The following is a 26479-nucleotide window of genomic DNA, read 5'->3' as shown; positions in this document are numbered from 1 at the left end:
CCATATGACGTCCCAGAATCCCTCCATTGTCCTGGCGGGCGGCGGAACCGCCGGCCACATCAGTCCACTCCTCGCCATCGCGGCTGCCGTCCGCACGGCAGCGCCAAGCGCCGCCATCCTCGCGGTGGGGACACCGGCAGGAATGGAAACCCGCCTGGTGCCCGCCGCCGGTGTTGAGCTGGCGACGATCGACCGCGTGCCCTTCCCAAGGAAGCCTTCAGTAGACCTCCTTCGCCTCCCTGGCCGGCTCGGCGGCGCCGTACGGCAGGCCGGCGCCATCCTGGACAAGGCCGGCGCGGACGTCGTGGTGGGCGTTGGTGGTTACGTGTGCACGCCGATGTACCTCGCCGCACGGAAACGCGGTATCCCGATCGTGATCCATGAGGCCAACATCCGGCCCGGCCTGGCGAACAGGGTGGGCGCCCTGTTCACCAAGCGCGTGGCAGTGGCTTTCGACGCCACCCCGCTGAAGGGCGCCCTGCACGTGGGCATGCCCATGCGCACTGAAATCTCGCACCTCGACCGGACGGCTGCCCGCACCGCAGCGCGGGAGGCGCTGGGATTGGATGCAGCCAAGCCCACACTGATCGTCACGGGCGGTTCCTCCGGCGCGCAGAGCATCAACCGGACCATCGCCGCCTCCCTCGGGCAGCTGGCCGACGCCGGCATCCAGACCCTGCACATCACCGGGCGGGGCAAGTCAATCCTGGACGACGGCGGCAGGCCCCTGGCCGCCGACGGCTACCGGCAGGTGGAGTACATCGACGGGATGGAGCTGGCTTACGCCGCGGCAGATGTGCTGCTGGCCCGTTCAGGTGCGGCGACGGTGTGCGAGATTGCCGCTGTCGGTGTGCCGGCCGTGCTGGTCCCGCTGCCCATCGGCAACGGGGAACAGGCGCTCAATGCGGCGGGGCTCGTTGCCGCCGGCGGCGCCGTGCTCGTTGCCGACCGGGACTTCACATCCGGGTGGGTGGGCAGCGAACTCATCCCCCTCGTCACCGACGAGTCCCGCCTCGCCACCATGGCAGCCAATTCGTACCGGCTTGGCATTCGAAACGCCGACCAGCGCATGGCTGGTCTTGTCCTGGAAGCGGTATCCGCATGAGTTCCGTCAGTAACCCTGGCCTTGCAGCCCTGGGCAAAGTCCACTTCATCGGCATCGGCGGCGTGGGCATGTCCGCCGTCGCGCGGATCATGGTGGCCCGCGGTGTACCGGTGAGCGGCTCGGACGCCAAGGACCTTCCCGTCATGGCCGACCTTGCCGCTGCCGGTGCGCGCATCGCCGTTGGATACGACGCAGCCAACATGGCGGACGCACAGACCGTGGTGGCCGGTTCCGCCATCCGGGCGGACAACCCCGAAGTGATGGCAGCAAGGGAAGCAGGTGTGCCGGTGCTGCACCGCTCCGTTGCCTTGGCCGCAACCATGGGGGAGGACGTGGTGGTGACCGTGGCGGGGACACACGGCAAGTCCACCACTACCTCGATGGTCGCCGTCCTGTTGCAGGGTGCCGGCCTGGACCCCTCCTTTGCCATCGGCGCCAATGTTCCGGCCCTTGGCGTCAATGCCGCGTCGGGAACATCAGGGATTTTTGTGGCCGAGGCAGACGAATCGGACGGGTCCTTCCTCAACTACCGGCCCAGGATCGCGGTGGTGACCAATGTGGAGCCGGACCATTTGGACTACTACGGCACCGCGGAGGCAGTCTATGAATCCTTCGACCGCTTCACTGCCCTGCTGCCGGCTGACGGCGTGCTGATCGCCTGCGCCGATGATGCCGGGGCACTGGCCCTCGCAGAGCGGACCCGGGCCCGCGGCAACACCCGCGTGGTGCTCTACGGGACAGGCGCCGAGGCGGAGCTGGTGCTGCACGACGGCGGCCCCGGAGACGTTGCGGTGTCCACAGCGGCCGGCAGCTTCCAACTCGAACTGCAGGTGCCCGGCCGGCACAACGCCCTCAACGCCGCGGCCGCCTTTGCCGTGGCCCTTGAACTGGGCGTCCAACCTGCAGTGGCCGCCGGTGCCCTGGCACAGTTCTCGGGGGCTTCACGGCGCTTCGAGCTGAAGGGCCATGCGCGGGGCGTGCGGGTCTTCGACGACTACGCCCACCATCCCACGGAAGTCCGGGCAGCCCTTGCCGCGGCCCGCTCGGTAGCCGGCAGCCACAAGGTGCACGTCCTGTTCCAGCCGCACCTGTTCTCGCGGACCAGGGAATTCGCCCGTGAGTTCGCTGAGGCGCTGAACCTCGCCGATACTGCCTGGGTGCTGGATATCTACCCCGCCCGTGAGGATCCGATTCCCGGCGTCACGAGCCAGCTCATCGCTGACCACCTGGACGACGGCGGGCGGCTGGTCCAAGCCGCGGACGCCGTGGCAGCCCTCGCCGCCGCCGCCCGCGACGGCGACATCGTCCTCACGGCTGGCGCAGGTGATGTGACGGCATACGGGCCGCAGATCGTCGAGGCCCTGGGTGCCTAGCTCCCGCCGCCCCACGTATGCTTCCACCGGCAGGCGTCCTGCCGCTGGGAACACTGCCGCTGGCAGCACTCCCGGCCGGAACCCGCACTCCGGCACCGCCAGCCGGGATGCGGGCAGCGGCCCTGACGTCATTTCGGCCTCGCGGCCGGTAGTCGACCCTGTTCCGCAGTCGCCCAAAGAGGCGAAGAAAACCAGGTTCGCGGGCCGGAAGAAGGAAAACCCCGCGGAAACCTCCACGGCTTCCATGGGCCCTGCCGGGAATGTGCTGGCGTTTCCGGAACCCAAAAGCAAGCGGCGTAAACGGAATGTACTGGCCGTGGCGGGCACGTTGGTTGCGGTCGTGGCAGTACTGCTGGCCGCGGCGGTCTTTTCCCCGGTCCTTGCCGTGGACACGATCTCAGTTTCCGGGACCCGCCTGCTGACGCCTGCCCAGGTGCAGACTGCGCTGGAACCCCTGCGCGGGAAGCCCCTGCCCCAAATCACGGACGAGGAAGTCGGGCGCCTCCTTGAACCGCTGGTCCAGGTCAAGACCGTCTCCGCTGAAGCACGCCCGCCGTCGGGCCTGGCGGTAGAGGTTCGCGAACGCGTGCCCGTGGCGCTGGTCAAGCAGGGGGAGCAGTACCAGCTGGTCGACGTCGAGGGCATCCAACTGGCAGCTACCGCCGACCCGTCGTCCGTCTCCCTGCCGGTGATTGACGGCGGTGCCGGCACCATCGGCAAAGAGCTCTTCCGCGCCACGGCAGAGGTGCTGGGCGCCCTTCCGGCCGATGTGCTCGCGAAGCTGTCCAACGCGTCAGCACAGTCAGTGGACGCCGTGGAACTCAAACTTGTGGACGGCCAGACCATCATCTGGGGCAACGCGGGGGAGAAGGAACTCAAGGCCAAAGTACTCGCCGCCCTCCTCAAGGTGCCGGCCGATCCCAAAAACCCGGTTAAGGTGTACGACGTGAGCGTGCCCCGGCACCCGGTGACCCGCTGACACGCTTTCTTTTCGGTATTAATCCGACACGCGGAGCCGGTCATTGAATGTGTGAACCAGAGGAAATACCGTCACAGACATGAGTTACTTGACATAACTATAACCTTCAACTCGAAGGTTAAGGTTGCAGGCACTAAGCTCTTCATCAGATTTAGCAATAAGACACGAACAAGGGACACGTAACGTGGCAGCTCCGCAGAATTACTTGGCCGTCATCAAAGTCGTCGGCATCGGCGGCGGTGGCGTGAACGCAGTCAACCGCATGATCGAGGTCGGCCTCCGAGGTGTTGAATTTATCGCCATCAACACTGACGCCCAGGCCCTGCTGATGAGCGATGCCGACGTCAAGCTGGACGTGGGACGCGAGTTGACCCGTGGCCTCGGGGCGGGCGCGAACCCTGAGGTGGGCAAGCAGGCTGCAGAGGACCACGCAGACGAGATCGAAGAAGTGCTCCGCGGGGCGGACATGGTCTTCGTCACGGCAGGCGAAGGCGGTGGAACGGGTACCGGCGGCGCTCCCGTCGTCGCGCGCATTGCGCGTTCCCTCGGCGCCCTCACCATCGGCGTGGTGACCCGCCCGTTCACGTTCGAAGGCCGCCGCCGTGCAGGTTCCGCTGAGGCCGGCATTGACGCCCTGCGCGACGAAGTGGACACGTTGATCGTGATTCCGAACGATCGCCTCCTCTCCATCAGCGACCGGAACGTCTCAGTCCTGGACGCCTTCCGCTCCGCTGACCAGGTGCTGCTCTCAGGTGTCCAGGGCATCACCGACCTCATCACCACTCCGGGCCTGATCAACCTTGACTTCGCGGACGTCAAGTCCGTGATGCAGGGTGCCGGTTCAGCCCTTATGGGCATCGGCTCCGCCCGGGGTGAGGACCGCGCAGTCAAGGCCGCAGAGCTCGCCATTGCCTCGCCGCTGCTGGAAGCCTCCATCGATGGAGCGCACGGTGTGCTCCTGTCCATCCAGGGCGGTTCGGACCTCGGCCTGTTCGAGATCAACGAGGCTGCACGCCTGGTCCAGGAAGTGGCACACCCGGAAGCGAATATCATCTTCGGTGCCGTCATCGACGACGCCCTCGGCGACGAAGCCCGCGTGACGGTCATCGCAGCCGGGTTCGACGACGTCAAGGCCACCTCACCGTCCATGGACCAGTCCCAGCCCCAGGTTGCCCCCCAGCGGCCGGCAGCCGTTGCGCCGGCACCCACCCAGGCCCCTTCCGCCGGCAACCATTCGATGAACGTCCAGCCGGTGCACGCAGGCGTCGGCGCGGCCGGCCTCAGCAACTGGGGGCAGCAGCGCCCCTCCGCTGTCCCCGCCGACTCAGGCTTCGACGTCGACCTCCCCTCCGTGGTGGAGCCGGACCTCACCGGCAGCCACTCGGATGACCTGGATGTCCCCGATTTCCTGAAGTAGGCCCCGGCTTGTTCCACTGGCGTACCGAAATCCGGCCCGGAGTGTCTGTCGCCTTTACTGACGCTGCCGCCGGAAACCTGGCACTGCACGTGGGCGACGATCCTGCAGAGGTGGCCCGGCGTCGAGCGGACCTGGAACGGACCATCGGCGTCGCCCCGCACCGCCTGCGGTTCATGAACCAGGTCCACGGCACCTCCGTGGCAGTCATGGCCCGGGAAAGCCCCGCACCCGAGGCTGACGCCATGGTTTCCCAAGGCCTTCCGCTGGCCGTGATGGTGGCCGACTGCATTCCTGTCCTGTTGGCAGGGGAGTCCGCGGAAGGGCCGGTGCTCGCTGCCGTTCACGCAGGCCGGCCCGGCCTGGCCAACGGTGTCATTCCAGCTGCGGTGGCGGGCATGGAGTCCTTCGGTGCCTCCGCCATCCGCGCCTGGCTGGGGCCGTCCATCTGCGGGAGCTGCTACGAGGTGCCGGCCGGGCTGCAGGCCGAGGTGGCCGCGGCCGTGCCGGCAGCACGAAGCACAACGTCGTGGGGCACCCCTGCGCTGGATCTGCCTGCCGGTGCCCGGAGCCAGCTGGAGCGGTTGGGCGTCAGCGTGGAGTACTGCGGGCCCTGCACGCTGGAGACGGACTCCCTCTTCTCCTACCGGCGGGACAAAAACACCGGACGCTTTGCAGGAGTGGTGTGGTGCCATGACTGACGCCGGGGCAGCCGGGGACGCACGGACCGAGGAGCTCAAAGTTCGGCTTGATGCCGTCCGCCGCCGCATCAGTGCGGCAGCGGTTTCTGCGGGCCGGGAAGGCAACCTGCCCACCTTGATCGTGGTCACCAAATTCCACCCGGCAGAAGACATTAGGCGGCTTGCTGCCCTGGGTATTACCGACGTCGGCGAAAACCGGGACCAGGAGGCGGCCGCAAAGGCAGAGCAGTTGGCGGAGTGCGGCCTTTCCTGGCACTTTGTAGGGCAGCTGCAGACCAAAAAGGCCAAGTCCGTGCTCCGGTACGCAGCAGCTGTTCATTCGGTTGACCGGCCGCAGCTCGTGGACGCCCTGGCCAAGGCAGCCGTGGCTGAACGGGACATCACGGGACGGGCACCGCTGGAGTGCTTTATTCAGGTCAGCCTGGAGGACGACGCCGGAACGCACCGCGGCGGCGCCGCTCCTGATGAGGTTGGGATGCTTGCAGAACGGATAGCGGCAGCCGGGAGCCTCAATCTTGCCGGGGTGATGGCGGTGGCCCCCTTGGGCGCCCCGCCCGGGCCCGCCTTCGAAAGGCTTGCCGCAGTGTCTGCCGGCCTCGTGGCCGACCATCCCGATGCGACTGCAATTTCGGCCGGCATGAGCCAGGACCTGGAAGCTGCCGTCCTGTTCGGGGCGACACACCTGCGAATCGGTTCCGATATTCTCGGATCGCGTCCTGCCGTGGGGTAGCGTCGGTCCTATTGGAAGTGATGGGCGGGGGACTCCAGTGCTGTCAAATCATTGGGCGGCCCGCTTAACGGACACGATTAGGAGTCGACCATGGCCGGCGCTCTGCGCAAGACAATGATCTATCTTGGGCTCGCCGACGGCGATGAACACTACGAGTCCGAGCAACAGACCACACGTAAGGATGAGGACGAAACGATGGAAGCTGACCGCGAGGAGCGCCGTGCACCTGCACCCGTCCGCGAGGTCAGCCGTGAAACGTCCTACACCCCTGAAGAGGAATACCGCGCCCCAGTGACCCCCATCAAGCGCGCGGCATCGAGCCGCGAGGAGACCAGCGGTCTCCGCCAGATCACCACCATCCATCCGCGCTCCTATAACGATGCCAAGCTCATCGGTGAGAGCTTCCGTGACGGAATCCCCGTCATCATGAACGTGACGGACATGGGCGAGGCCGACGCCAAGCGCCTGGTCGATTTCTCCGCCGGCCTGGTCTTCGGACTCCGGGGGAGCATCGAACGGGTGACCAACAAGGTGTTCCTGCTCTCGCCGTCGTACGTCGAGGTCATCGGTGATGACAAAAAAGCCAGTGAGACCCAAGCCAGCTTCTTCAACCAAAGCTGAACAAACAACCTGACGGATGCCAGGCAGGGACACACCTGCCTGGCATCTGTGCTGAAATAGACGAGAAGCATCGGCTGGAACCGCGGTAACCACTATGGACATGGAGATATGAATTAAGTCATGGGAATTGTTTTCGGGCTTGTCTATCTCGCGCTTTTGCTGTTCTTTGTGGCACTGATCATCCGTCTGGTTTTCGACTGGGTCCAGATGTTCGCCCGTGAGTGGCGTCCCCGGGGAGCGGCGCTGGTGGCGGCGCACGCCGTCTATTCCATCACCGACCCGCCGCTCAACGGACTGCGCCGGCTGATCCCGCCACTGCGCCTGGGCGGTATCTCGCTGGACCTGGGATTCCTGGTCCTGTTCATCGCCGTCAGTATTGCCATGGGGATCACCAGAGGCCTCGCCTGATTTACCCGCCAGACCCAAGCAACGCACGGATGGAACCCGCCGGGAACCACCGTTGCAATGTGAAGAAATCTCGAGTTTGACACCGCAGTGTTGAATTAGAGGAACCAGTCCAACTTTAGGTACCGTAGTTTTGACGGCCGGAAGGCCTACTGACTAACTAGACCAGTGAGGTGACCAGATGGCTTTGACGCCAGAAGACGTTGTCAACAAGCGCTTTCAGCCGACCAAGTTCCGCGAAGGCTACGACCAGGATGAAGTTGATGACTTCCTGGACGAAATCGTTGTTGAACTCCGCCGCCTGAACCAGGAAAACGACGAACTTCGCAAGAAGCTCGCCGAAGCCGGGTCCAGCGTTCCCGCCAGCTCCGCCGCCGCACCAGTGGTGGAAAAGGTCCCCGCGCCCGTCAAGTCCGACAAGGACGAAGCACGCGAGAAGGCAGAAGCCGAAGCCAAGGCCGCCGAAGAGCGCAAGAAGAAGGACGTCCAGCCGGCCGCTCCGGCAGCTGCTGCTCCCGTTGCCGCCGCTCCGGCCGCCTCCACGGCCTCAGCCGAATCCGCCGCCGGCCTGCTCGCCATGGCCCAGCAGATGCACGACCGCCACGTCGCAGACGGACAGGCACAGAAGGACAAGATCATCGCAGAGGCGCAGATCGAAGCCAGCAGCCTCGTCAACGACGCCCAGGAGAAGTCCCGCAAGATCCTTGGCGCCCTTGAGCAGCAGCGTTCCGTGCTGGAGCGCAAGGTGGAGCAGCTCCGCGGTTTCGAACGCGATTACCGTTCACGCCTGAAGGCCTACATCGAGGGCCAGCTCCGCGATCTCGATGCCCGCGGCTCAGTGGCAACGCCGGAAGTCAGCGAAGCCAACTAATCCGGCAAGCACGTATTCTGAAAGCCGGTGGCTGGGGATTCCTCGGCCACCGGCTTTTGGCATTGACACAGGTCTTACAAATGAAAGCACCATGACTGACGAACTCGCCGCCGACCCGGCACGCCCCGTACCGCCTTCGCCCCGCCCCCGGAGGGCCGTGTTGCTGTCCCTCTTTGCAGGGTTCGCAGTTTTTGCCTACGTCCTGGACCAGCTGACGAAAATCTGGGTCACCTCCACGATGGTGGAAGGGGAACGGATTCCGGTACTCCCGCCGCTGTTGCACTGGTACTTCATTAGGAACTCGGGGGCGGCGTTCTCCATCGGAGAAAACGTTACGTGGGTGTTCTCCATCATCATGGCCGCCGTTGCCGTGGCCATCCTCTTCCAGGTTCGCAAGCTGGGCTCCAAATGGTGGTCCCTTGCCCTCGGGCTGCTGCTGGGCGGCGCGCTGGGCAATCTCACTGACAGGCTCTTTCGGGAGCCGTCGTTCGGAATGGGGCACGTCGTGGACTTCATCCAACTGCCCAACTTTGCGATCTTCAACATCGCCGACTCAGCGGTAGTGTCCGCCGTTGCGATCATCTGCATCCTGACGCTGCGCGGAATCGCCCTGGACGGAACCCGGCTCACCCATGAGCGCAAGGAGAAGTCCAGCGATGCCTGAGCGCGTCGTCGTCGCCGAAGAATTTGCGGGGTTCCGCGCAGATGCGGGCCTCGCCGGGCTGCTGGGAATTTCCCGATCCCTTGCGGCCACCCTGATCGCTGAAGGCAATGTCCTCAGCAGGGGCAAAGCACTGGGCAAGTCAGCCAAGCTCGTGGCCGGAGACGTCCTCCAGGTGAGCCTGCCGGAACGGCGTGACCCCCTGGAAGTCGTGGAGGAAGTTGTGGAAGGCCTGAAGATCCTGCTCGACGACGACGATTTCGTCGTCGTCGACAAACCCGTGGGTGTTGCCGCCCATCCTTCCCCGGGCTGGGTTGGCCCCACAGTGGTGGGGGGCCTTGCCGGGGCGGGGTACCGCATTTCCACCTCCGGCTCGCCCGAGCGCGCCGGCATCGTCCATCGGCTCGACGTCGGGACGTCCGGGGCGATGGTGGTGGCCAAGTCCGAACGCGCCTACACCGCCCTAAAGCGGGCATTCAAGGAACGCACTGTTGACAAGGTCTACCACGCAGTGGTCCAAGGCCTGCCCGATCCGCTGGTAGGCACCATTGATGCGCCCATCGGCCGGCACCCGGGACACGACTGGCGGTTTGCGGTCATTGAGGACGGGCGGCCGTCCGTAACCCATTACGAAGTGGTGGAAGCATTCGGCAAGGCGAGCCTCGTGGAGGTGCACCTGGAGACCGGACGCACCCACCAGATCCGGGTACATTTCTCGGCACTGCGCCATCCCTGCGCCGGTGACCTCACCTACGGCGCCGATCCCCGCCTGGCCGCCACGCTCGGCCTGACGCGGCAGTGGCTGCACGCCCGTGAGCTTGGCTTTGAACACCCGGTGACGGGCGAACCGGTACGTGTGGTCAGCGACTACCCGCAGGACCTCGCGTTTGCCCTCGAAGTGCTGGAGTCCGGGCAAGCCTAGCCAATTGCCAGCCGGACCAGCGCATAGAATAGTGCGGTGACTTCCAGCAACGACTCGTTTGTCCATCTCCACAACCACACCGAGTATTCAATGCTGGACGGTGCCGCAAGGCTCGGAGAGCTGTTCGACGAAACCGAACGGCTGGGCATGCCCGCCATCGCCACCACGGACCACGGCTACCTCTTCGGCGCCTTCGACTTCTGGAAGAAGGCCACCGACAAGGGGATCAAGCCGATTATCGGCGTCGAGGCCTACGTCACCCCGGGAACGGCGCGCGGCGACAAAAGCCGGGTGCGCTGGGGCGAGGAGCACCAGCGCAAGGACGACATCTCCGGCGGTGGCTCCTACACGCACATGACGCTGCTCAGCTACAACAACGCGGGCATGCGCAACCTGTTCCGGGCGTCCTCCATCGCCTCCCTGGACGCGGTATTCGGCAAATGGCCGCGGCTGGACCGGGAACTGCTGAACACCTACTCCGAAGGGCTTATCGCCACCACCGGCTGCCCCTCCGGGGAGATCCAGACGCGCCTGCGGCTGGGCCAATACCGCGAGGCGCTTGAGGCCGCCTCCGAGTTCCGCGACATCTTCGGTGCCGAAAACTACTTCTGCGAACTGATGGACCACGGGCTGGACATCGAACGGCGGGTCACCGGGGACCTGCTCCGGCTCGCCAAGGACCTAAACCTTCCCCTCGTCGCCACCAACGACCTCCACTACACCCACGAGCACGACGCCAAAGCCCACGAGGCCCTGCTGGCCATTCAGTCCGGCTCCACCCTCCTGGAACCTACGTACGACAACGGCGGCTCCCGCTTCGCCTTCTCCGGCAGCGGCTACTACCTGAAGTCACCGCAGGAGATGCGTGAGCTCTTCCGGGACCACCCCGATGCCTGCGACAACACCCTCCTGATCGCCGAGCGGTGCGAGGTTTCCTTCAACACCGGGGCCAACTACATGCCACGGTTCCCCTGCCCGCCCGGCGAGGACGAAACCTCATGGCTGGTCAAGGAAGTAGCCAAGGGGCTCGAGTACCGCTACCCCGCCGGTGTTCCGGACGAGGTGCGGGCCCAGGCCGACTACGAGCTGGGCGTCATCACCTCCATGGGCTTCCCCGGCTACTTCCTGGTGGTGGCGGACTTCATCAACTGGGCCAAGAACAACGGGATCCGGGTAGGTCCCGGCCGTGGTTCCGGTGCCGGCTCGATGGTGGCCTACGCCATGCGCATCACCGACCTGGACCCGCTGCGCCACGGCCTGATCTTCGAGCGGTTCCTGAACCCTGACCGCGTCTCCATGCCTGACTTCGACGTCGACTTCGATGACCGGCGCCGCCCGGAAGTCATCGACTACGTGACCCGCAAGTATGGTGACGAGCGCGTTGCCATGATCGTCACCTACGGCACGATCAAAACAAAGCAGGCGCTGAAAGACTCCTCGCGCGTGCTGGGGTATCCGTTCAGCATGGGGGAGCAGCTGACCAAGGCGCTGCCCCCGGCCGTGATGGCCAAGGACATCCCACTGGCGGATATCCAGAACCCGGAGGCCAAACGCTACGGCGAAGCCGGCGACTTCCGGCAGCTGATCAGCACGGACCCGGAAGCCGCCAAGGTGTTCGAGACAGCGCTGGGCATTGAGGGGCTGAAGCGCCAGTGGGGCGTGCACGCCGCCGGCGTGATCATGTCCTCGGACCCGATCATCGACGTCATCCCCATCATGCGCCGGATCCAGGACGGCCAGGTGATCACGCAGTTCGATTACCCCACCTGTGAAGGCCTTGGCCTGATCAAGATGGACTTCCTGGGGCTGCGGAACCTCACAATCATTTCCGATGCCCTGGAAAACATCAAAATGAACCGCGGCATCGACCTGGACCTGGAGTCCCTGGAACTCGACGACGCCCCCTCCTACGAGCTGCTGGCCCGCGGTGACACGCTGGGAGTGTTCCAGCTCGACGGCGGACCGATGCGCTCCCTGCTCAAGTTGATGAAGCCTGACAACTTCGAAGACATCTCGGCTGTCCTCGCCCTGTACCGGCCGGGCCCCATGGGGGCGAACGCCCACACCGACTACGCACTGCGCAAGAACGGCATCCAGGAAGTCATCCCCATCCATCCCGAACTGGAGGAACCCCTCAAGGAAATCCTCGGCGGGACCTACGGCCTGATCGTGTACCAGGAGCAGGTGATGGCGGTGGCCCAGAAGCTGGCCGGCTACTCGCTGGGCCAGGCAGACATCCTCCGCCGCGCCATGGGTAAAAAGAAGAAATCCGAGCTGGACAAGCAGTTCGCGGGCTTCTCCCAGGGCATGCAGGACAACGGCTACTCCATGCAGGCCGTGAAGACCCTGTGGGACATCCTGCTGCCGTTCTCGGACTACGCGTTTAATAAGGCACACTCTGCCGCATACGGCGTCATCTCCTACTGGACCGCGTACCTCAAGGCCCATTACGCGCCGGAGTACATGGCCGCGCTGCTCACCTCGGTGGGTGACGATAAGGACAAGTCAGCCATCTACCTGAACGAGTGCCGTCGCATGGGCATCACCGTGCTGCCGCCGGACGTTAATGAGTCCGCGCTGAACTTCACTCCTGTGGGCAATGACATCCGCTTCGGCATGGGCGCCATCCGCAACGTGGGCGTCAACGTGGTGGAAGCCATGGTGGCAGCCCGCGAAAGCGAGGGTGCGTTTACGTCCTTCAAGGATTACCTGATGAAGGTGCCGGCAGTGGTTTGCAACAAGCGCACCATTGAGTCGCTCATCAAGTCCGGCGCATTCGACTCACTGGGCCATCACCGCCGTGCCCTGGCGATGATCCATGAGGAGGCCATCGATTCGGTTATCACGCTCAAGCGGAACGAGGCGATTGGCCAGTTCGACCTTTTCGCCGGCTTTGAGGAGGCCGAGTCCGAGTCGTCGCTGAGCATCGATATCCCTGACCTTCCGGAGTGGGAGAAGAAGGACAAACTCTCCTTCGAACGGGACATGCTGGGGCTGTATGTCTCGGACCACCCGCTGCAGGGCCTTGAAGGGGTGCTGAGCCAGCACGCCGAAATGACCATCACGTCCGTCCTCGGCGAGGATGGGCCGCAGGACGGCGCCATCATCACCATCGCCGGCATGATTACGTCGCTCAGCCGGCGGATCGCGAAGGCCAGCGGCAACGCCTACGCCAGGGCAGAGGTGGAGGACCTGGGCGGTTCGATGGAAGTGATGTTCTTTGGCCAGGTTTATGGACCCATTGCCTCGGTGCTTGCCGAAGACCTGATCGTGGTGGTCAAGGGGCGCCTGCAGAAGCGTGACGACGGCGCGATCACCCTCAACTGCATGGAACTGTCCGTTCCGGACCTGAGCGAAGGGCTGAACGGACCACTCGTGATCACCATGCCCACCCACAAGGCCACTGAGGCTGTGGTCACGGAGCTGGGCGATGTGCTCCGGACGCACCGCGGGAACTCGGAAGTCCGCCTGCATCTGCAGGGCGACACCAGGACCGAGATTATGGGACTGCCGGTACACCTCCGCGTGAACCCGAGCCCGTCGCTCTTTGGCGACCTGAAGGTACTGCTGGGCCCCGCCTGCCTGGACGCCTGAGGGCTCCGGGCCTGAGGGGCTCCGGGGAGGGCCAGCAAACAGCAGCCGACGGCGGGAGTGAATCCCGCCGTCGGCTGCTGTTTGGAGGTGAATTGTCAGATCTCGTAATCGAGCGGCACGGGCTGGCTGTAGCCGCCTCCGTGGTAGAGCAGCGGCGAGCCGTCCCCGCCCACCTGGCCGTCAACCACCTGGACCACCACAACCGCATTGTTCTCGAACGAGAGGCGCATCTGCACCTCGCCGATCAACCACCCAGCCACATCCTTGAGCACCGGCACCCCGTGCGGCCCGACATCCCAGTGGTCGCCTTCAAAGCGGTTGCCGGCCCCGGCAAACCGGTCAGCGAGTTGCTGGTTTTCCAGGCCGAGCATATGGACCCCGAGGTAGGTGGTGTTGGCCACGGCCGGCCATGACCTGGAACTGCGCGCCATGTTGAAGGTGAAACGCGGGGGCTGCGCTGACAGCGACGCGACGGACGTGGCGGTGAATCCAAACGGCTTGTCCTGGTAGTTGACCGTGATGATGGCAACGCCCGCGGCATGGCGCCGGAACATCTCCCTGAACGTCCGCTCGAACGGTACGTCATTTACGGTCACTGGTACTCCTGTGGTGGATGGCTGCGTTCTCCTTCAAGGGTATGGTCCCGTTGGCCAGGCAGGGAATCTCTTGAAGCCCCACGTCCGGCCGTTAAGCCGCTGGAACAACTGTTAAGGTTTGTTGCATGACGAAAACAACCCGCCGGGTACGTCCGCGGTTGCCCTGGGCCCTGCTCGCGGTCCCGGCAGCGTTGGGCGTGCCCGCTGGAATCCTCTGGTGGATCCTGGCGCCCGGCGGCCTCAACCTCATCACCAGGGACCCGGCCCTCGGCGCCGGCACCAACCCCCAGGTGTGGCTGCCAAGGGACCTCACGCTGGCCGGGCTGCTGGTGTTCGCGGGGTGCCTCCTGGCGGTGTTCCTGGCGGACAAAAAGCGCCGGGACCCGCAGGCAGACCTGTTGATGGGGTTGGCCGGCGCCTTATGCGGCGCAGTCCTCGCCTGGCAGGCAGGGTTGCTGTCCGCGCAGCTGTGGGGGCCTGACGTGGACGCCTCGGCCAACGCCAGCATTGCCTTTTCGTTGCGCGCCCTGCCCGTGCTGCTGCTGTGGCCCGCTGCCACTGCCGTATCCGTCTTCGTGCTGGAGCTGATGCACCTCCTGGGCAGGAAGGACGACGGCGGCGCGGACAGTTCGCGGTCCGTTGCAGTTGGGCCCGTAAAATAGTGCGGTGACCATTTCTTCGGAGTTTCCCGCCGCCCCCGCCGCTTCCGCCGTTAGCTTCCGGACCGTTGACCTTCGGGGCCGGAACCTGACCCTCGCTGGACTTCGCGCTGCGGTGCCGCGCGCCCAGGGCCAGACTGTGGCCGACGCGGAGGAAAAGGTCCTCGACATCATCGCGGCCGTCCGGGAACGGGGATTCGATGCCTTGGGCGAACTGGCCCTGCGCTTCGACGGGGTGGCGCAAAACCACCCGCTCGTCCCGCAGGAGGCCCTCTCGGCGGCGCTTCAAAAGCTGGATCCGGCCGTCCGGCGGGCGCTGGAGGAATCGATCAGCAGGGCACGCCGGTTCGCCGACGGCCAGCGTCCGCGCAACGTGGAGGTCCAACTCGGGGACGGCGCGGTGGTCAGCCAGAACTGGGTGCCGGTGGCGCGGGTGGGACTCTACGTCCCCGGCGGCCTGGCCGTGTACCCGTCTTCGGTGATCATGAACGTGGTTCCGGCCCTCGCAGCCGGAGTGGAGTCCATTGCCCTGGCATCCCCTCCGCAGAAGGAGTTTGGCGGGCTGCCGCATCCCACCATTCTGGCGGCCGCTGCACTGCTCGGCATCACTGAGGTGTACGCCATCGGCGGCGCCCAGGCCATCGCCGCATTCGCCTACGGGGTGCAGGCGACGGAGGCCGGTCCGGCTTTGGAACCGGTGGATGTGGTGACGGGGCCGGGCAACATTTTCGTGGCCACGGCCAAACGCCTGGTCAAGGGTGTGGTGGGGATCGATTCCGAGGCGGGCACCACCGAAATCGCCATCCTGGCGGACTCCACGGCCCAACCTGCCCTGGTTGCCGCCGACCTGATCAGCCAGGCCGAGCACGATCCCAAGGCAGCCTCGGTGCTGATTACGGATTCCGAGGACCTCGCGGCTGCCGTACGCAGGGAACTCGGCCGGCAGGCCGTGGCGACGAAGCACTCCGGCCGGGTCCGCGAAGCACTGTCGGGCCCGCAGTCCGGAGTGGTCCTGGTGGACGACCTGGAACAGGGTATCGCTGCCTGCGACGCGTACGCAGCAGAACACCTGGAAATCATGACCCGGGACGCAGCCGGCGTGGCCGCCAGGATCCGCAATGCCGGCGCCATCTTTGTTGGGGACTACAGCCCCGTCAGCCTGGGGGATTACTGTGCCGGCTCCAACCACGTACTGCCCACCAGCGGCACAGCTGCGTTCTCGTCCGGCTTGAATGTCACCACCTTCCTGCGTGCCATCCAGGTAGTGAACTACAGCCGTGACGCCCTGGCGGAAGTAAGCGGCCACATCGTCAGCCTGGCCGGCGCAGAAGACCTGCCCGCCCACGGCGAGGCGGTGACGGCCCGGTTCCCAAGGGGCCAGGACCTGCCGGGCTCCGCTATCTAGTAGGACGCACCACAACATGTAGTAGTTACAGGCTTGTGATTAGGCTGCGCCGGGACGTAAACTAAGAGGCAATATCGGGCTGCCTGTGCTTTGGCTCAGGGGCCATCAAGAAGCAAGCCACCAAGCGAAGATTATCCAGCGAAAGAAGGGACGCCATGTATTGTCCGTTCTGCCGCAACCCCGATTCCCGCGTGGTGGACAGCCGCATGGCGGACGACGGCTCGGCCATCCGCCGGCGCCGCCAGTGCCCCGAATGCGGGCGCAGGTTCACCACGGTGGAGACCACCAGTTTGTCCGTCATCAAGCGTTCCGGCGTGGGGGAGCCCTTCAGCCGCAGCAAGGTCATCAACGGCGTCCGCAAGGCCTGCCAGGGACGCCCCGTCAGCGAGGACGACCTTGCGCTGCTCGCCCAGGAAGTCGAGGAGCAGATCCGCTCATCCGGCGCCGCCGAAATCGACGCCCACGAGGTGGGACTCGTTATCCTCGGTCCGCTGCAGAAGCTGGACAAGGTGGCCTACCTCCGCTTTGCGAGCGTCTACCAGGCCTTCGAATCCCTTGAGGATTTCGAATCGGCTATAGCCCTGCTCCGCCAGGAAGCCGAAGAGGACGCAAAGGGTACTCCTGCCAAGGGCGCCAGAAGCTCCGAAAAGAGCGCACTGTAAGCTCCGGTGGTGGCAGTGGAGGGGAAGCCGCAGCCACCACCGGCACCACACTTGGCGCCCGCCAGGGGCCAGGCCGGCTACCTTCCCCCTGAAACGGGCAGCACGGCGCCGGTGATATAGCCCGCCTCCGCCGACATTAGCCACAGTACGGCGGCCGCCACCTCTTCGGGTTCAGCGCCCCTGCCGAGCGGAATGGTCGGGTTGAGCCGCTCAACGCGGTCCGGCATCCCGGCCGCGGCGTGCAGGCCGGTGTTGGTGCTCCCGGGCGCAACTGCGTTCACCCGGATGCCCTGCTTTGCCACTTCAGCCGCCAGGCCCGTGGTGAGCACATCCACCGCCCCCTTGGAAGCCGCGTAGTGCGCCCAGGTTCCGGGGGAACCTGCCTTTGTTGCCGTGGAGGAGATATTGATGATGGAACCGCCTGCGCCGCCCGCCCGATTGTCCAGGCGCCGCACCGCTTCCTGGCAGACGTAGATCAGCCCGGTGACGTTGACATCCATGACCCGCCGGATGTTCTCAGCGGGCATGTCCACGAGGTTCCCGATTAGGTTGCCGGTGATGCCCGCGTTGTTTACTACTGCAGTCAGCGGCCCAAGCCGCACGGCGGCGTCGAACAGGGAGCGGACTGCGGTGGGATCGCTGACGTCGGCCTCGGCACCTACTGCCGTGCCGCCGCCGTCCGTAATGTCCTTTACCACCGCCGCGGCACCGTCAGCATCGGCGGAGTAGTTCACCACCACGGCGTAACCGGTGCGGGCAGCCAAGCGGGCGGTGGCGGCACCGATGCCCCGGCTGGCACCGGTGACCACCATGACGCCGCGGGTGGCGGGGCCCGAAACGACGCTCACCGCTATTTTGCGAGCTTGTGCTTCAAAGCGATTTCGATGGCGGCGCCTACGATGCCGGCCTCGTTCCGCAGGACCGCAGGCACGATCGGCGTGCGGAGCTTGAGCTTCGGGAGGTACTCGTCTGCGCGCTTGGATATGCCTCCGCCCACGATGAACAGTTCGGGGGAGAACAGGAACTCGACATGGGAGAAGTAGCGCTGCAGCAGGACGCTGTATTCGTCCCAGGTGAGGCCGTCCCTTTCCCGGGCCACGGCGGAGGCCTTGGTTTCCGCGTCGTGGCCGTCGATTTCCAGGTGGCCCAGCTCGGCGTTCGGTACGAGTTTGCCGTCGAAGATAAAGGCCGAGCCGATTCCCGTGCCGAGGGTGATCACCAGAACCGTGCCGGCGACCCCTGCCCCGGCGCCATAGCGGGCCTCCGCGAGGCCGGCGGCGTCGGCGTCGTTGATGACCTCGACCGGACGGCCCAGGCGCGCCGTCAGGAGGCCGTCGATGTCGGTGTTGAGCCAGCTCTTGTCCACGTTCGCGGCGGAGTGGACCACGCCGTGCTGGATGATGCCAGGGAAGGTGACGCCAACGGGCGAGCCGGCAGCAGGCGCTTCAGGGCGTGCCGAGAGCTCGGAAACCACCAGTGCCACGGCCTCGGCAACCGACTCCGGGGTGGCCGGTTGAGGGGTGGGAACGCGGAACCGGTCACCCAGCAGTTTGCCCTTCTTCAGGTCGACGATGCCGCCCTTGATTCCCGTGCCTCCGATGTCGATGCCGATCAGCGGGGCGTTCTTGTGCGACTTCTCGTCCTTCTTGGCCAATGGGTTTTCCGTTCGTGGCAGGGGCGGGCAGGGAGGGGCGGCGCGAAGCCGGTCCCGGTAGTTGCGTGGTCAACAGCGCTGGCTGACCGGTTATAAGGTGTTGGGAAGCTTGGGACTGCTGCGGGTCAGGGGAGGGTCAGGATCTCCGCCCCGGACTCGGTGACCAGCAGCGTGTGCTCAAACTGGGCGGTGCGCTTGCGGTCCCGGGTCACCACGGTCCAGTCATCGGCCCACATGTCCCACTCCACGGTGCCCAGCGTCAGCATCGGTTCAATGGTGAACACCATGCCGGGCTCAATCACTGTGCTGTAGGCGGGGGCGGCGTCGTAGTGGGGGATGATAAGCCCGGTGTGGAAGGCCTCGCCGACACCGTGGCCGGTGAAGTCCCGGACCACCCCGTAGCCGAAGCGTTTGGCGTAGGACTCGATGGCGCGGCCGATCACGTTGATCTCGCGTCCCGGGGCAACGGCCTTGATTGCACGGTTCAGGGATTCCTGGGTCCGTTCCACGAGCAGGCGGGACTCCTCGTCAACATCCCCTACCAGGAAGGTGTAGTTGGTGTCGCCGTGGACGCCGTCGACGTAGGCCGTGATGTCGATGTTGAGGATGTCGCCGTCGTTGACCACGGTAGTGTCCGGGATCCCGTGGCAGATGACCTCGTTCAGTGACGAGCACAAGGACTTGGGGAATCCCCGGTATCCGAGGGTGGAGGGGTATGCGTGGTGGTCAAGGAGGAACTCGTGGCCCACCTTGTCCAGCTGGTCGGTAGTGACACCGGGCTCGATGTGCTTGCCCACTTCAACGATGGCTTGCGCGGCGATTTTTGCGGCCACGCGGATCTTCTCGACGGTTTCCGCGGATTTGACCTCGGAACCGGTGAACTTCGCGGGTGCCGGCCTGCCCACATACTCGGGGCGGGGGATGGACGCCGGGACGGGACGCTGCGGGCTGACGGTTCCCGGGGTAAGGGTGCCGATGGGTGCAGTCGAGGCAAGGGAAGGCATAGATTGATCATATAAGGCACCACAGAACGCCTAACAACCGGGAGCCGCGTCTGTCCCGCGTAAGGGTTTAAGTTACGCGCGTCACGCAGGTTCCTGCCTGCCGGAACGGGGAACAACGATGACTGAGTACTGGTACAACATCAAAACCCACGAGGTGGAGGAGGACCGGCTCTCGGACTGGAGCCAGCTGATCGGCCCCTACAAGACGAGGGCAGAAGCGGAGCACGCCCTGGAGAAGGTCCGCGCCCGCAATGAAGCCTGGGAAAAGGGCGACGACGACTGACGGGCACGCAGGGCAGGCCGGCCTGGCGCCGGCCTGCTTCCGGGGAACCTGCGCCTAGAAAGTGTGCTCAGGCCCTGGGAACTGGCCGGACCTGACATCCTCACCGTACGCCGCAGCCGCATCCAGGAGAGTGGTCCGCAGGTCCGCGTACTGCTTGACGAACTTGGCCATCCTGCCGCCCCGGAGTCCGGCCATGTCCTGCCAGACCAGCACCTGGCCGGTGGTCTCCTTGCCGGCGCCGATGCCAACGGTGGGAACGGTGACGGCCTTATCCACTGCCGCCGCCGTCTCCGCGGGGACCATCTCCATCAGCACGCTGAAGGCGCCGGCATCCGCCAACGCCACGGCGTCGTCAATCAGGCGTTGAGCGTCGCTGCCGCGGCCCTGGACACGGTAACCGCCCAGCGCGTGCTCACTCTGCGGCGTAAAGCCGATGTGGGCCATCACCGGAATCCCTGCCTGCACCATGGCCCGGACCGTCGGCGCATAGTATTTGCCGCCTTCGATTTTGACGGCATGCGCCAGGCCTTCCTTCAGGAACCGCACGCCCGCGGCGACGGCCTGCTCGGGGGAAACCTCGTAGCTGCCGAACGGCAGGTCGGCCACAACGAGGGCCCGCTTGGCGGAACGTGCCACTGCGCGGCACAGGGGGAGCAGTTCATCCACGGTTACCGGCAGGCTGGTTTCATTGCCGAAGACATTGTTGGACGCTGAGTCACCCACGAGGAGCACCTCGATGCCCGCAGCGTCGAAGATTTCTGCCGTGTACTGCTCGTAGGCAGTCAGCATCGCGAACCTGGTTCCGTCGTTCTTGGCCTGCTGAAGATGGTGGACGCGCACCTTGGCAGGCTTCCGCTCTGAGGGCGGCGGCGCGCCCTGGCCAGGCCCGCTGCCGTAGGGGGCGGGGACGTCGGCGGACGTGCTTGAGTCAGGACTGTTGCTTGAGGCCATGGCATGAGCGTAATGCGGCACCGGCGGTCCTAGCTACAGGCGGTGTCTCCAGCATGGGTGATTCGCGTCATAAGGGAGGCGTCGGCCGCGGCCCGGGCAGGGGCTGCTGTTGGCGGGATTTCGCTGGCCGCCGTGTTAACGCTGTGTTACGCGGCCTGCAGGCTCCAGCATCGGCGTCAATTGCTTAGTACAGTGTTTGTGAACTGCTGCCGGCATTCTGCGGACCGGGGCATGGACGTTGACCGGAGAAGAGGCCATCATGGACCGCCAGCAAGAGTTTGTCCTGCGCACAATCGAAGAGCGCGACGTACGTTTCGTGCGCCTGTGGTTCACCGACGTCGTGGGTTCACTCAAGTCCGTGGCGCTGGCGCCGGCGGAAGTGGAGGGTGCATTCGAAGAGGGCCTCGGTTTCGACGGTTCAGCTATTGAAGGGCTGGCGCGTGTGTTCGAGTCCGACATGCTCGCGCAGCCGGACCCGTCCACCTTCCAGATCCTCCCGTGGCGCGGCGAAACGGAGCAGACGTCCCGCATGTTCTGTGACATCCTGACGCCTGACGGTGAGCCTTCCACCGCAGACCCGCGCAACGTCCTCAAGCGCACGCTCGCCAAGGCCGCGGACATGGGGTTCACCTGCTACACCCACCCTGAGATCGAGTTCTACCTCCTCAAGTCGCAGGAGCCAGGCCCGGACGGCGCACCGGTGCCGGTTGACGAGGGTGGCTACTTTGACCACGTCCCGGGCGGAGTGGCCCAGGATTTCCGCCGCACGGCGGTGACGATGCTGGAATCCGTAGGCATTTCGGTGGAGTTCAGCCACCATGAAGCGGGCCCGGGGCAGAACGAGATCGATTTGCGCTACGCGGATGCCCTCCAGACGGCGGACAACATCATGACGTTCCGGACAATCATCAAGGAAGTGGCGCTCCAGCAGGGGACCTACGCCACCTTTATGCCCAAGCCCTTCACCGCGCACCCCGGCTCCGGCATGCACACCCACTTTTCCCTGTTCGAGGGGGACACCAACGCTTTCTATGAGGCCGGCGCCGAATTCCAGCTGTCCAAGACAGCGCGCCAGTTCATTGCCGGCATCCTCAAGCACGCCCCCGAGTTCACTGCGGTGACAAACCAGTTCGTGAACTCCTACAAGCGGCTGTGGGGCGGCGGGGAGGCCCCGAGCTACCTGAGCTGGGGACATAACAACCGCTCGGCCCTGGTCCGCGTCCCGTTGTACAAGCCGGGCAAGGGCCAGTCGGCGCGGATCGAGTACCGCGGCATCGATTCCGCAGCAAACCCCTACCTTGCCTACGCCGTCCTGCTGGGCGCCGGGCTGAAGGGCATCGAGGAAGGCTACGACCTGCCGGCTGCCGCCGAGGACGATGTCTGGTCACTGAGTTCGGCGGAGCGCCGCGCGATGGGGCACGATCCCCTTCCGGCCAGCCTGCATGAGGCCATCCGCTCGATGGAGGACTCTGAACTGATGCCGCAGATCCTGGGCGAGCAGGTTTACGAACACTTCCTGCGGAACAAGCGTGCCGAGTGGCAGGACTACCGGCTCCAGGTGACGCCGTACGAGCTGCAGCGCAACCTGGGAATTCTCTAGGCACCGGTTGTGAGCCTCGCACGGCGCCTGATTTCGGCCGGCTTCAGTGACCTGGAGAAGGGCGAGCGGTTTCTGGCTGCCCGCGAGCTTGAAGGACTGGACGAAGAGCGGCTCTTTGCGGGGCTGCAGATGGCAGCCAGTCCGGACACAGCCCTTCAGTCCCTGGTGCGGCTGATCGAAAAGCATCCCGCCCTTCGGGAGTTGGCGGGCGCCGACCCCGAAACGAGTGAACCGCTGTACCGGGTGCTGGGGGCTTCGGAGGCGCTGGGGGAGTTCCTCATCCGCCACCCCGAACACCTTGACGCCTTTAATGTGCGTCCCAGCCCCGAGCCCCTGCAGGCGGATGCTTCGGCGCTGCGCGCTGTCCTCCTCCAATCGGTGGGTGCCGATCCGCGGGCAGCCCGGCCCGTCGCCGGCGTCACCGGAACGGAGGCGTACGCCGCCCTGCGGACGGCCTACCGCCGGGGGGTGGTGGATCTTGCCGTCAAGGACCTGTGCGCGGCGGATCCACTGGATTTCCTGCCCCTGGCCGGCGGGGAGCTCGCAGACCTCGCCGGGGCAGCCATCGAGGCGGCCCTCGCTGTTTCGCGCGCCGAGGCAGCGGGCCAGTTCAGCGCCTCGGACGTGGCCGACGTCGGCCTTGCCGTCATCGGGATGGGCAAGTGCGGAGCGCGGGAGCTTAACTACATTTCCGACGTCGACGTCATTTACGTGGTCGAGACGGGCGGCCTGGAGGAGGCACAGGGCAGTACGATTGGCACTGCCCTGGCCAGCGGGATATCCCGTGCGATTTCATCAGTCGCCAGGGAACCCGGGCTGTGGGAAGTGGATGCCAACCTCCGGCCGGAAGGGAAATCCGGTCCGCTGGTGCGCACCCTTGCCTCCCACGAGACCTACTACGCTCGGTGGGCGGAGAGCTGGGAGTTCCAGGCCCTGCTGAAAGCGCGCACCATCGCCGGTGATGTTGCCCTTGGCCGGCAGTACGAGGACGCCATCGCGCCGCTGATCTGGAGTTCGGCCAGCCGGGACGGGTTTGTTGAATCGGTGCAGGCCATGCGGCGCCGGGTTACGGAACACATCCCGCAGGCAGAGGAACAGCGCCAGATCAAGCTGGGCCGCGGAGGACTCCGCGACGTTGAGTTTACGGTGCAGCTGCTCCAGCTGGTCCACGGCAAATCCGACGAAACTCTGCGCCGGCGGGATACGACCTCCGCGATCGCCGCCCTGTCAGCAGGCGGCTACATCGGACGGGCTGACGCCGCGGCGTTCGACAATGCGTACCGGTACCTGCGCCTGCTGGAGCACCGCATCCAGCTCTTCCAGCTCCGCAGGACGCACCTGATGCCGGTCGGCGAGCCGGCCCTCCGGGCGCTGGCCAAAGCGGTTCTGGGGCCGTTTTCCAACGAGCGTCCGCATCCGGACGCTCTGCTGACCGCCTGGCAGAAAACAAAGCGCTCGGTGCGTGAGCTGCATGAGCGAATCTTCTACCGGCCCCTGCTCAACACCGCAGCTAAACTCAGCAGCGAGGACGCCAGGCTGACGCCCGAAGCCGCCCAGGGCCGTCTCGCTGCCCTCGGCTACCGGGACCCGAAGGGCGCCATGCGCCACATCGAAGCCCTCACCGCCGGGGTGAGCCGCAGGGCGGCCCTGCAACGGCAACTACTGCCCATCCTGCTTGACTGGCTGGCCGAAGGCGTGGATCCCGACGCCGGCCTCCTCGCCTTCCGCCGGGTAAGCGAAGCCCTGGGCACCACCCACTGGTACCTGGGAATGCTCCGGGACTCCAACGCTGCCGCCGAGCGCCTGTGCCACATGCTGTCCAATTCGCGCCTGATCGCCGATCTGCTGGAAGTGTCCCCTGAATCGGTGGCGTGGCTCGGCCAGGATAAGGACCTCGTCCCGGTGACGTTCGAGGCGCAGTGGCAGGAGATAACCTCCAAGATGTCCCGCCATGCTGATCCGGAAAGTGCCATGCGGCTGATCCGGCTGATCAGGCGGCGCGAGACGCTGAGGATCGCCATTGCGGACTCCTCCGGACTGCTGGACCAGGACCGTGTGGGGGCCGCCCTGGCAGACACCGACAGGGCCGCGGTGCTGGGCGCACTCCGCGTGGCCGAAGGAATCGTCTCCGCCAAGGGGCCACTGAAAACCGCTGTCCTGGTGGTGGCCATGGGCCGTCAGGGCGGCCGCGAAATCGGCTACGGGTCCGACGCCGATGTGATGTACGTCCACAGGGCACTGCCTGGGTTTTCGCAGGAGGAGGCACAGGAGCAGGCATCGCGGATAGTGGCGAAGGTTTCCAGCCTCCTGACCCAGCCGCTGAAGCCGGCCATTATGGCCGAACGGGTGCTGCAGGTTGACGCTGACCTGCGGCCGGAAGGCAAGAGCGGCGCGATGGTCCGCTCCCTGGACTCCTTCGCCGAGTACTATCGGCGCTGGTCGCTCATCTGGGAGGCGCAGGCGTTGCTGCGTGCACGGCCGATGGCGGGCGATGACGCCCTGGCCGCGGACTTCCTCGACCTCATCGATCCCATCAGGTATCCGGAATCCATATCGGAGCAGGATGTCCGCGAAATCCGGCGCGTCAAGGCAAGGGTTGAATCAGAACGCCTGCCCCGCGGGGCTGATCCAGCCAGGCACCTCAAGCTGGGCCGGGGCGGGCTCAGTGACGTCGAGTGGCTGGTCCAGCTTTTGCAGCTTCAGCATGCGGGCAAACTCGAGGAGCTGCGGACCACGTCCACCATCGGGGCGCTCGAAGCCGCAACCCGGGCCGGGCTGCTGGACAGGGACGACGCGGACTTGCTGGCGGCTGCCTGGCGTCTTGCCAGCCGGATCAGGTCTGCAAACGTCATCTGGAGCGGCAAGGCCTCGGACCTGCTGCCGTCCTCACGGCGTGACCTGGAAGCCGTGGCGCGGTGGTGCGGTTACGAACCCGGCCAGGCGGCGGTTTTGGAAGAGGATTACCTGCGCGTCAGCCGCCGGGCCAGGGCAGTCTTTGAGCGGGTTTTCTACGGCCACTGACCGGGCTGCTGCGCCATTGCTCGTCGGGAGTGGCTGACACTTGTCCGGGGCCGGTGCTAATTTGAGCCCATGGCTACCCAAATCTTTTTCAACCTGCCCGTCAGAGACCTGAATCGTTCCGTGGAGTTCTTCGCTGCCCTCGGCTTCTCCTTCAACCCGGACTATACGGATGAGAATGCCACGTGCATGATCATCAACGAGAATGCATATGTCATGCTCCTGGTGGATACCTTCTTCAAGACGTTCACGTCCAAGGACGTTGCTAACAGCAAGGACTCCGCGGAAGCGATCATCGCCTACTCCGTGGACAGCCGGGAAGCAGTGGATGGGGCCGTCAAGACCGCGTTGGCTTCCGGCGGGTCTCCGTCCGAAGACCCCCAGGACTACGGATTTATGTACAGCCACAGCTTCCAGGACCCGGACGGCCACCTCTGGGAAGTGATGTGGATGGATCCCGCCGGTCCGTCGGCCGATTCCGTGGGGGCTGATTCCATGGCCACTGACGGGTCCGCCGGCCCGCAGCCCTGAGCGGCATGGACCACACGGTCTGGCTGATTTCGCTTCAGGACCTCGACGACGACGCACGTGCCATCCAGCTGGGCGCAGTGGCGGAGCTGGAACTCAGGCCTGGCCAGGAGCAGTTCGTCGGTGATCCGCTGCGAATGGTCCTGGCGGGGCTCGCTGAGGAATCCCGGCGTCCCTATGTGATTGAATTCCTCGGGCGGGCCGTCGGCGTGCTCACTTTGCAGGCCGGCGCAGCCCGGCTGGCGGGCTGGCCACATGACGATTCAGCCTGGCTGCTGCGGGGGTTCCTGATCGACCGGCGGGAACAGGGCAAAGGCTTTGGTCCGCTGGGTGCTGCCGCCGCCGTGGCGGCCGCGGAAAAACTCAGCATCAGGCGCGGGTCCGGTGAGACCGGCGTCGTCCTTTCCGTCAACGAAGCGAATCCCGCGGGACTATCCGCCTACCGCCGCGCCGGCTTTGAGGACCGGGGGCAGTATACGGGGGGCTCCGCGGGACCCCAGCGGATCATGTTCCGCGGTTTTGACCGGCCCGCCGCACCGTAACGGGGCATGCCGGCGTTGCGCTCGGTCCCGTATTGCCCGAGTATGAGGATTGACGGTGTTCTTCAAACCTTGTTGGGGGGAAGGCTTGCAAAGTCTTCGTCTCGGGGAGCACTCGTCAGGGGATCCGGTTCCCGGTCTCAGCACGTCTGGAGCCGGATCCCCACCTTATACGCCTACTTTTGGGAAGCCATGAAGCGGATC

25 protein-coding genes are annotated in these 26479 nt (G+C 65.5%); 20 read left to right on the top strand and 5 right to left on the bottom strand.

Annotation, left to right across the window (positions count from 1 at the left end):
* Positions 1-4: 4 nt before the first annotated feature.
* The 12 genes from murG to dnaE all read left to right on the top strand — a co-directional run bounded on the left by murG (position 5) and on the right by dnaE (position 13376).
* On the top strand, positions 5-1105 hold the full coding sequence (gene murG, locus AC5RV1_RS06570) for an undecaprenyldiphospho-muramoylpentapeptide beta-N-acetylglucosaminyltransferase (RefSeq protein ID WP_493993953.1): 1101 nt from the start codon (positions 5-7) through the stop codon (positions 1103-1105).
* Entirely contained in the window at positions 1102-2478 is a 1377-nt protein-coding gene (murC, locus tag AC5RV1_RS06565; RefSeq protein WP_493993942.1) for a UDP-N-acetylmuramate--L-alanine ligase, read from the top strand. The genes murG and murC overlap by 4 nt, the downstream gene beginning before the upstream one ends.
* Positions 2471-3457 (top strand): cell division protein FtsQ/DivIB, encoded by a 987-nt coding sequence (locus AC5RV1_RS06560; RefSeq protein WP_493993941.1) that lies wholly within the window; start codon positions 2471-2473, stop codon positions 3455-3457. Before murC ends, AC5RV1_RS06560 begins: the two co-directional genes overlap by 8 nt.
* A gap of 184 nt (positions 3458-3641) precedes the next feature.
* Entirely contained in the window at positions 3642-4874 is a 1233-nt protein-coding gene (ftsZ, locus tag AC5RV1_RS06555; protein ID WP_493948775.1) for a cell division protein FtsZ, read from the top strand.
* A gap of 8 nt (positions 4875-4882) precedes the next feature.
* A complete protein-coding gene (locus AC5RV1_RS06550; protein WP_493948774.1) occupies positions 4883-5572 on the top strand; it encodes a purine nucleoside phosphorylase YfiH/LACC1 family protein in 690 nt (229 codons plus the stop codon).
* Complete coding sequence (locus tag AC5RV1_RS06545; protein ID WP_493993940.1) at positions 5565-6302, top strand: YggS family pyridoxal phosphate-dependent enzyme; 738 nt, start codon at positions 5565-5567, stop codon at positions 6300-6302. Before AC5RV1_RS06550 ends, AC5RV1_RS06545 begins: the two co-directional genes overlap by 8 nt.
* A 90-nt stretch (positions 6303-6392) precedes the next feature.
* On the top strand, positions 6393-6923 hold the full coding sequence (locus tag AC5RV1_RS06540; protein WP_256247445.1) for a cell division protein SepF: 531 nt from the start codon (positions 6393-6395) through the stop codon (positions 6921-6923).
* A gap of 120 nt (positions 6924-7043) precedes the next feature.
* Positions 7044-7331 carry a YggT family protein gene (locus AC5RV1_RS06535; protein WP_163163054.1) on the top strand — a complete coding sequence of 96 codons (288 nt, stop codon included), beginning with the start codon at positions 7044-7046 and terminating at the stop codon, positions 7329-7331.
* Positions 7332-7509: 178 nt separating this feature from the next.
* Positions 7510-8199, top strand: a complete 690-nt coding sequence (locus AC5RV1_RS06530; protein ID WP_430228452.1) for a DivIVA domain-containing protein — start codon at positions 7510-7512, stop codon at positions 8197-8199.
* Positions 8200-8290: 91 nt separating this feature from the next.
* Positions 8291-8863, top strand: coding sequence for a signal peptidase II (gene lspA, locus AC5RV1_RS06525; protein WP_430228453.1), 573 nt, complete (start codon positions 8291-8293; stop codon positions 8861-8863).
* Entirely contained in the window at positions 8856-9782 is a 927-nt protein-coding gene (locus AC5RV1_RS06520) for an RluA family pseudouridine synthase (protein ID WP_493993939.1), read from the top strand. Before lspA ends, AC5RV1_RS06520 begins: the two co-directional genes overlap by 8 nt.
* A 36-nt stretch (positions 9783-9818) precedes the next feature.
* The gene (gene dnaE, locus AC5RV1_RS06515) at positions 9819-13376 is read left to right on the top strand and encodes a DNA polymerase III subunit alpha (protein ID WP_493948772.1); all 3558 of its coding nucleotides are present in this window, start codon (positions 9819-9821) and stop codon (positions 13374-13376) included.
* A gap of 95 nt (positions 13377-13471) precedes the next feature.
* Here the strand turns inward: dnaE and AC5RV1_RS06510 are convergent, their stop codons facing one another.
* The gene (locus AC5RV1_RS06510) at positions 13472-13972 is read right to left on the bottom strand and encodes a flavin reductase family protein (protein ID WP_163163064.1); all 501 of its coding nucleotides are present in this window, start codon (positions 13970-13972) and stop codon (positions 13472-13474) included.
* A 125-nt stretch (positions 13973-14097) separates the two neighbouring features.
* Between AC5RV1_RS06510 and AC5RV1_RS06505 the strand changes: the two genes are divergently transcribed.
* The 3 genes from AC5RV1_RS06505 (at position 14098) to nrdR (ending at position 16698) form a co-directional block, all read left to right on the top strand.
* Positions 14098-14634, top strand: a complete 537-nt coding sequence (locus AC5RV1_RS06505) for a hypothetical protein (protein ID WP_493993938.1) — start codon at positions 14098-14100, stop codon at positions 14632-14634.
* Positions 14635-14638: 4 nt separating this feature from the next.
* On the top strand, positions 14639-16036 hold the full coding sequence (hisD, locus tag AC5RV1_RS06500; RefSeq protein WP_493993937.1) for a histidinol dehydrogenase: 1398 nt from the start codon (positions 14639-14641) through the stop codon (positions 16034-16036).
* Between the two features lie 155 nt (positions 16037-16191).
* Positions 16192-16698, top strand: a complete 507-nt coding sequence (gene nrdR, locus AC5RV1_RS06495; protein ID WP_256247453.1) for a transcriptional regulator NrdR — start codon at positions 16192-16194, stop codon at positions 16696-16698.
* A 77-nt stretch (positions 16699-16775) separates the two neighbouring features.
* On the opposite strand, the gene AC5RV1_RS06490 is transcribed toward nrdR, so the two are convergent.
* The 3 genes from AC5RV1_RS06490 to map all read right to left on the bottom strand — a co-directional run bounded on the left by AC5RV1_RS06490 (position 16776) and on the right by map (position 19356).
* On the bottom strand, positions 16776-17546 hold the full coding sequence (locus tag AC5RV1_RS06490; RefSeq protein ID WP_493993936.1) for an SDR family oxidoreductase: 771 nt from the start codon (positions 17544-17546) through the stop codon (positions 16776-16778).
* 2 nt (positions 17547-17548) lie between these two features.
* Positions 17549-18352 carry a polyphosphate--glucose phosphotransferase gene (gene ppgK / locus AC5RV1_RS06485; protein WP_493948767.1) on the bottom strand — a complete coding sequence of 268 codons (804 nt, stop codon included), beginning with the start codon at positions 18350-18352 and terminating at the stop codon, positions 17549-17551.
* 125 nt (positions 18353-18477) lie between these two features.
* Positions 18478-19356: a type I methionyl aminopeptidase gene (map, locus tag AC5RV1_RS06480; protein WP_493993935.1), complete on the bottom strand. Its 879-nt coding sequence runs from the start codon at positions 19354-19356 to the stop codon at positions 18478-18480.
* Positions 19357-19474: 118 nt separating this feature from the next.
* On the opposite strand from map, the gene AC5RV1_RS06475 reads away from it, so the two are divergent.
* Complete coding sequence (locus AC5RV1_RS06475; RefSeq protein ID WP_493948765.1) at positions 19475-19639, top strand: SPOR domain-containing protein; 165 nt, start codon at positions 19475-19477, stop codon at positions 19637-19639.
* Positions 19640-19693: 54 nt separating this feature from the next.
* Here AC5RV1_RS06475 and panB read toward each other — a convergent pair whose 3' ends face one another.
* Positions 19694-20590, bottom strand: a complete 897-nt coding sequence (gene panB / locus AC5RV1_RS06470) for a 3-methyl-2-oxobutanoate hydroxymethyltransferase (RefSeq protein WP_493948764.1) — start codon at positions 20588-20590, stop codon at positions 19694-19696.
* 259 nt (positions 20591-20849) lie between these two features.
* Between panB and glnA the strand changes: the two genes are divergently transcribed.
* The 4 genes from glnA to AC5RV1_RS06450 all read left to right on the top strand — a co-directional run bounded on the left by glnA (position 20850) and on the right by AC5RV1_RS06450 (position 26278).
* Positions 20850-22190 (top strand): type I glutamate--ammonia ligase, encoded by a 1341-nt coding sequence (glnA, locus tag AC5RV1_RS06465; protein WP_163163079.1) that lies wholly within the window; start codon positions 20850-20852, stop codon positions 22188-22190.
* A gap of 9 nt (positions 22191-22199) precedes the next feature.
* The gene (locus AC5RV1_RS06460) at positions 22200-25211 is read left to right on the top strand and encodes a bifunctional [glutamine synthetase] adenylyltransferase/[glutamine synthetase]-adenylyl-L-tyrosine phosphorylase (RefSeq protein ID WP_493993934.1); all 3012 of its coding nucleotides are present in this window, start codon (positions 22200-22202) and stop codon (positions 25209-25211) included.
* A 69-nt stretch (positions 25212-25280) separates the two neighbouring features.
* A complete protein-coding gene (locus AC5RV1_RS06455; RefSeq protein WP_493993933.1) occupies positions 25281-25739 on the top strand; it encodes a VOC family protein in 459 nt (152 codons plus the stop codon).
* A 5-nt stretch (positions 25740-25744) separates the two neighbouring features.
* Complete coding sequence (locus AC5RV1_RS06450; protein ID WP_493993932.1) at positions 25745-26278, top strand: GNAT family N-acetyltransferase; 534 nt, start codon at positions 25745-25747, stop codon at positions 26276-26278.
* The last annotated feature ends 201 nt before the right edge of the window (positions 26279-26479 follow it).

The organism is Arthrobacter sp. Hb9-2 (genome assembly GCF_059091165.1).
The sequence above is the reverse complement of the archived record's forward strand: the minus strand, read 5'-3'. Positions and strand labels throughout refer to the sequence as shown.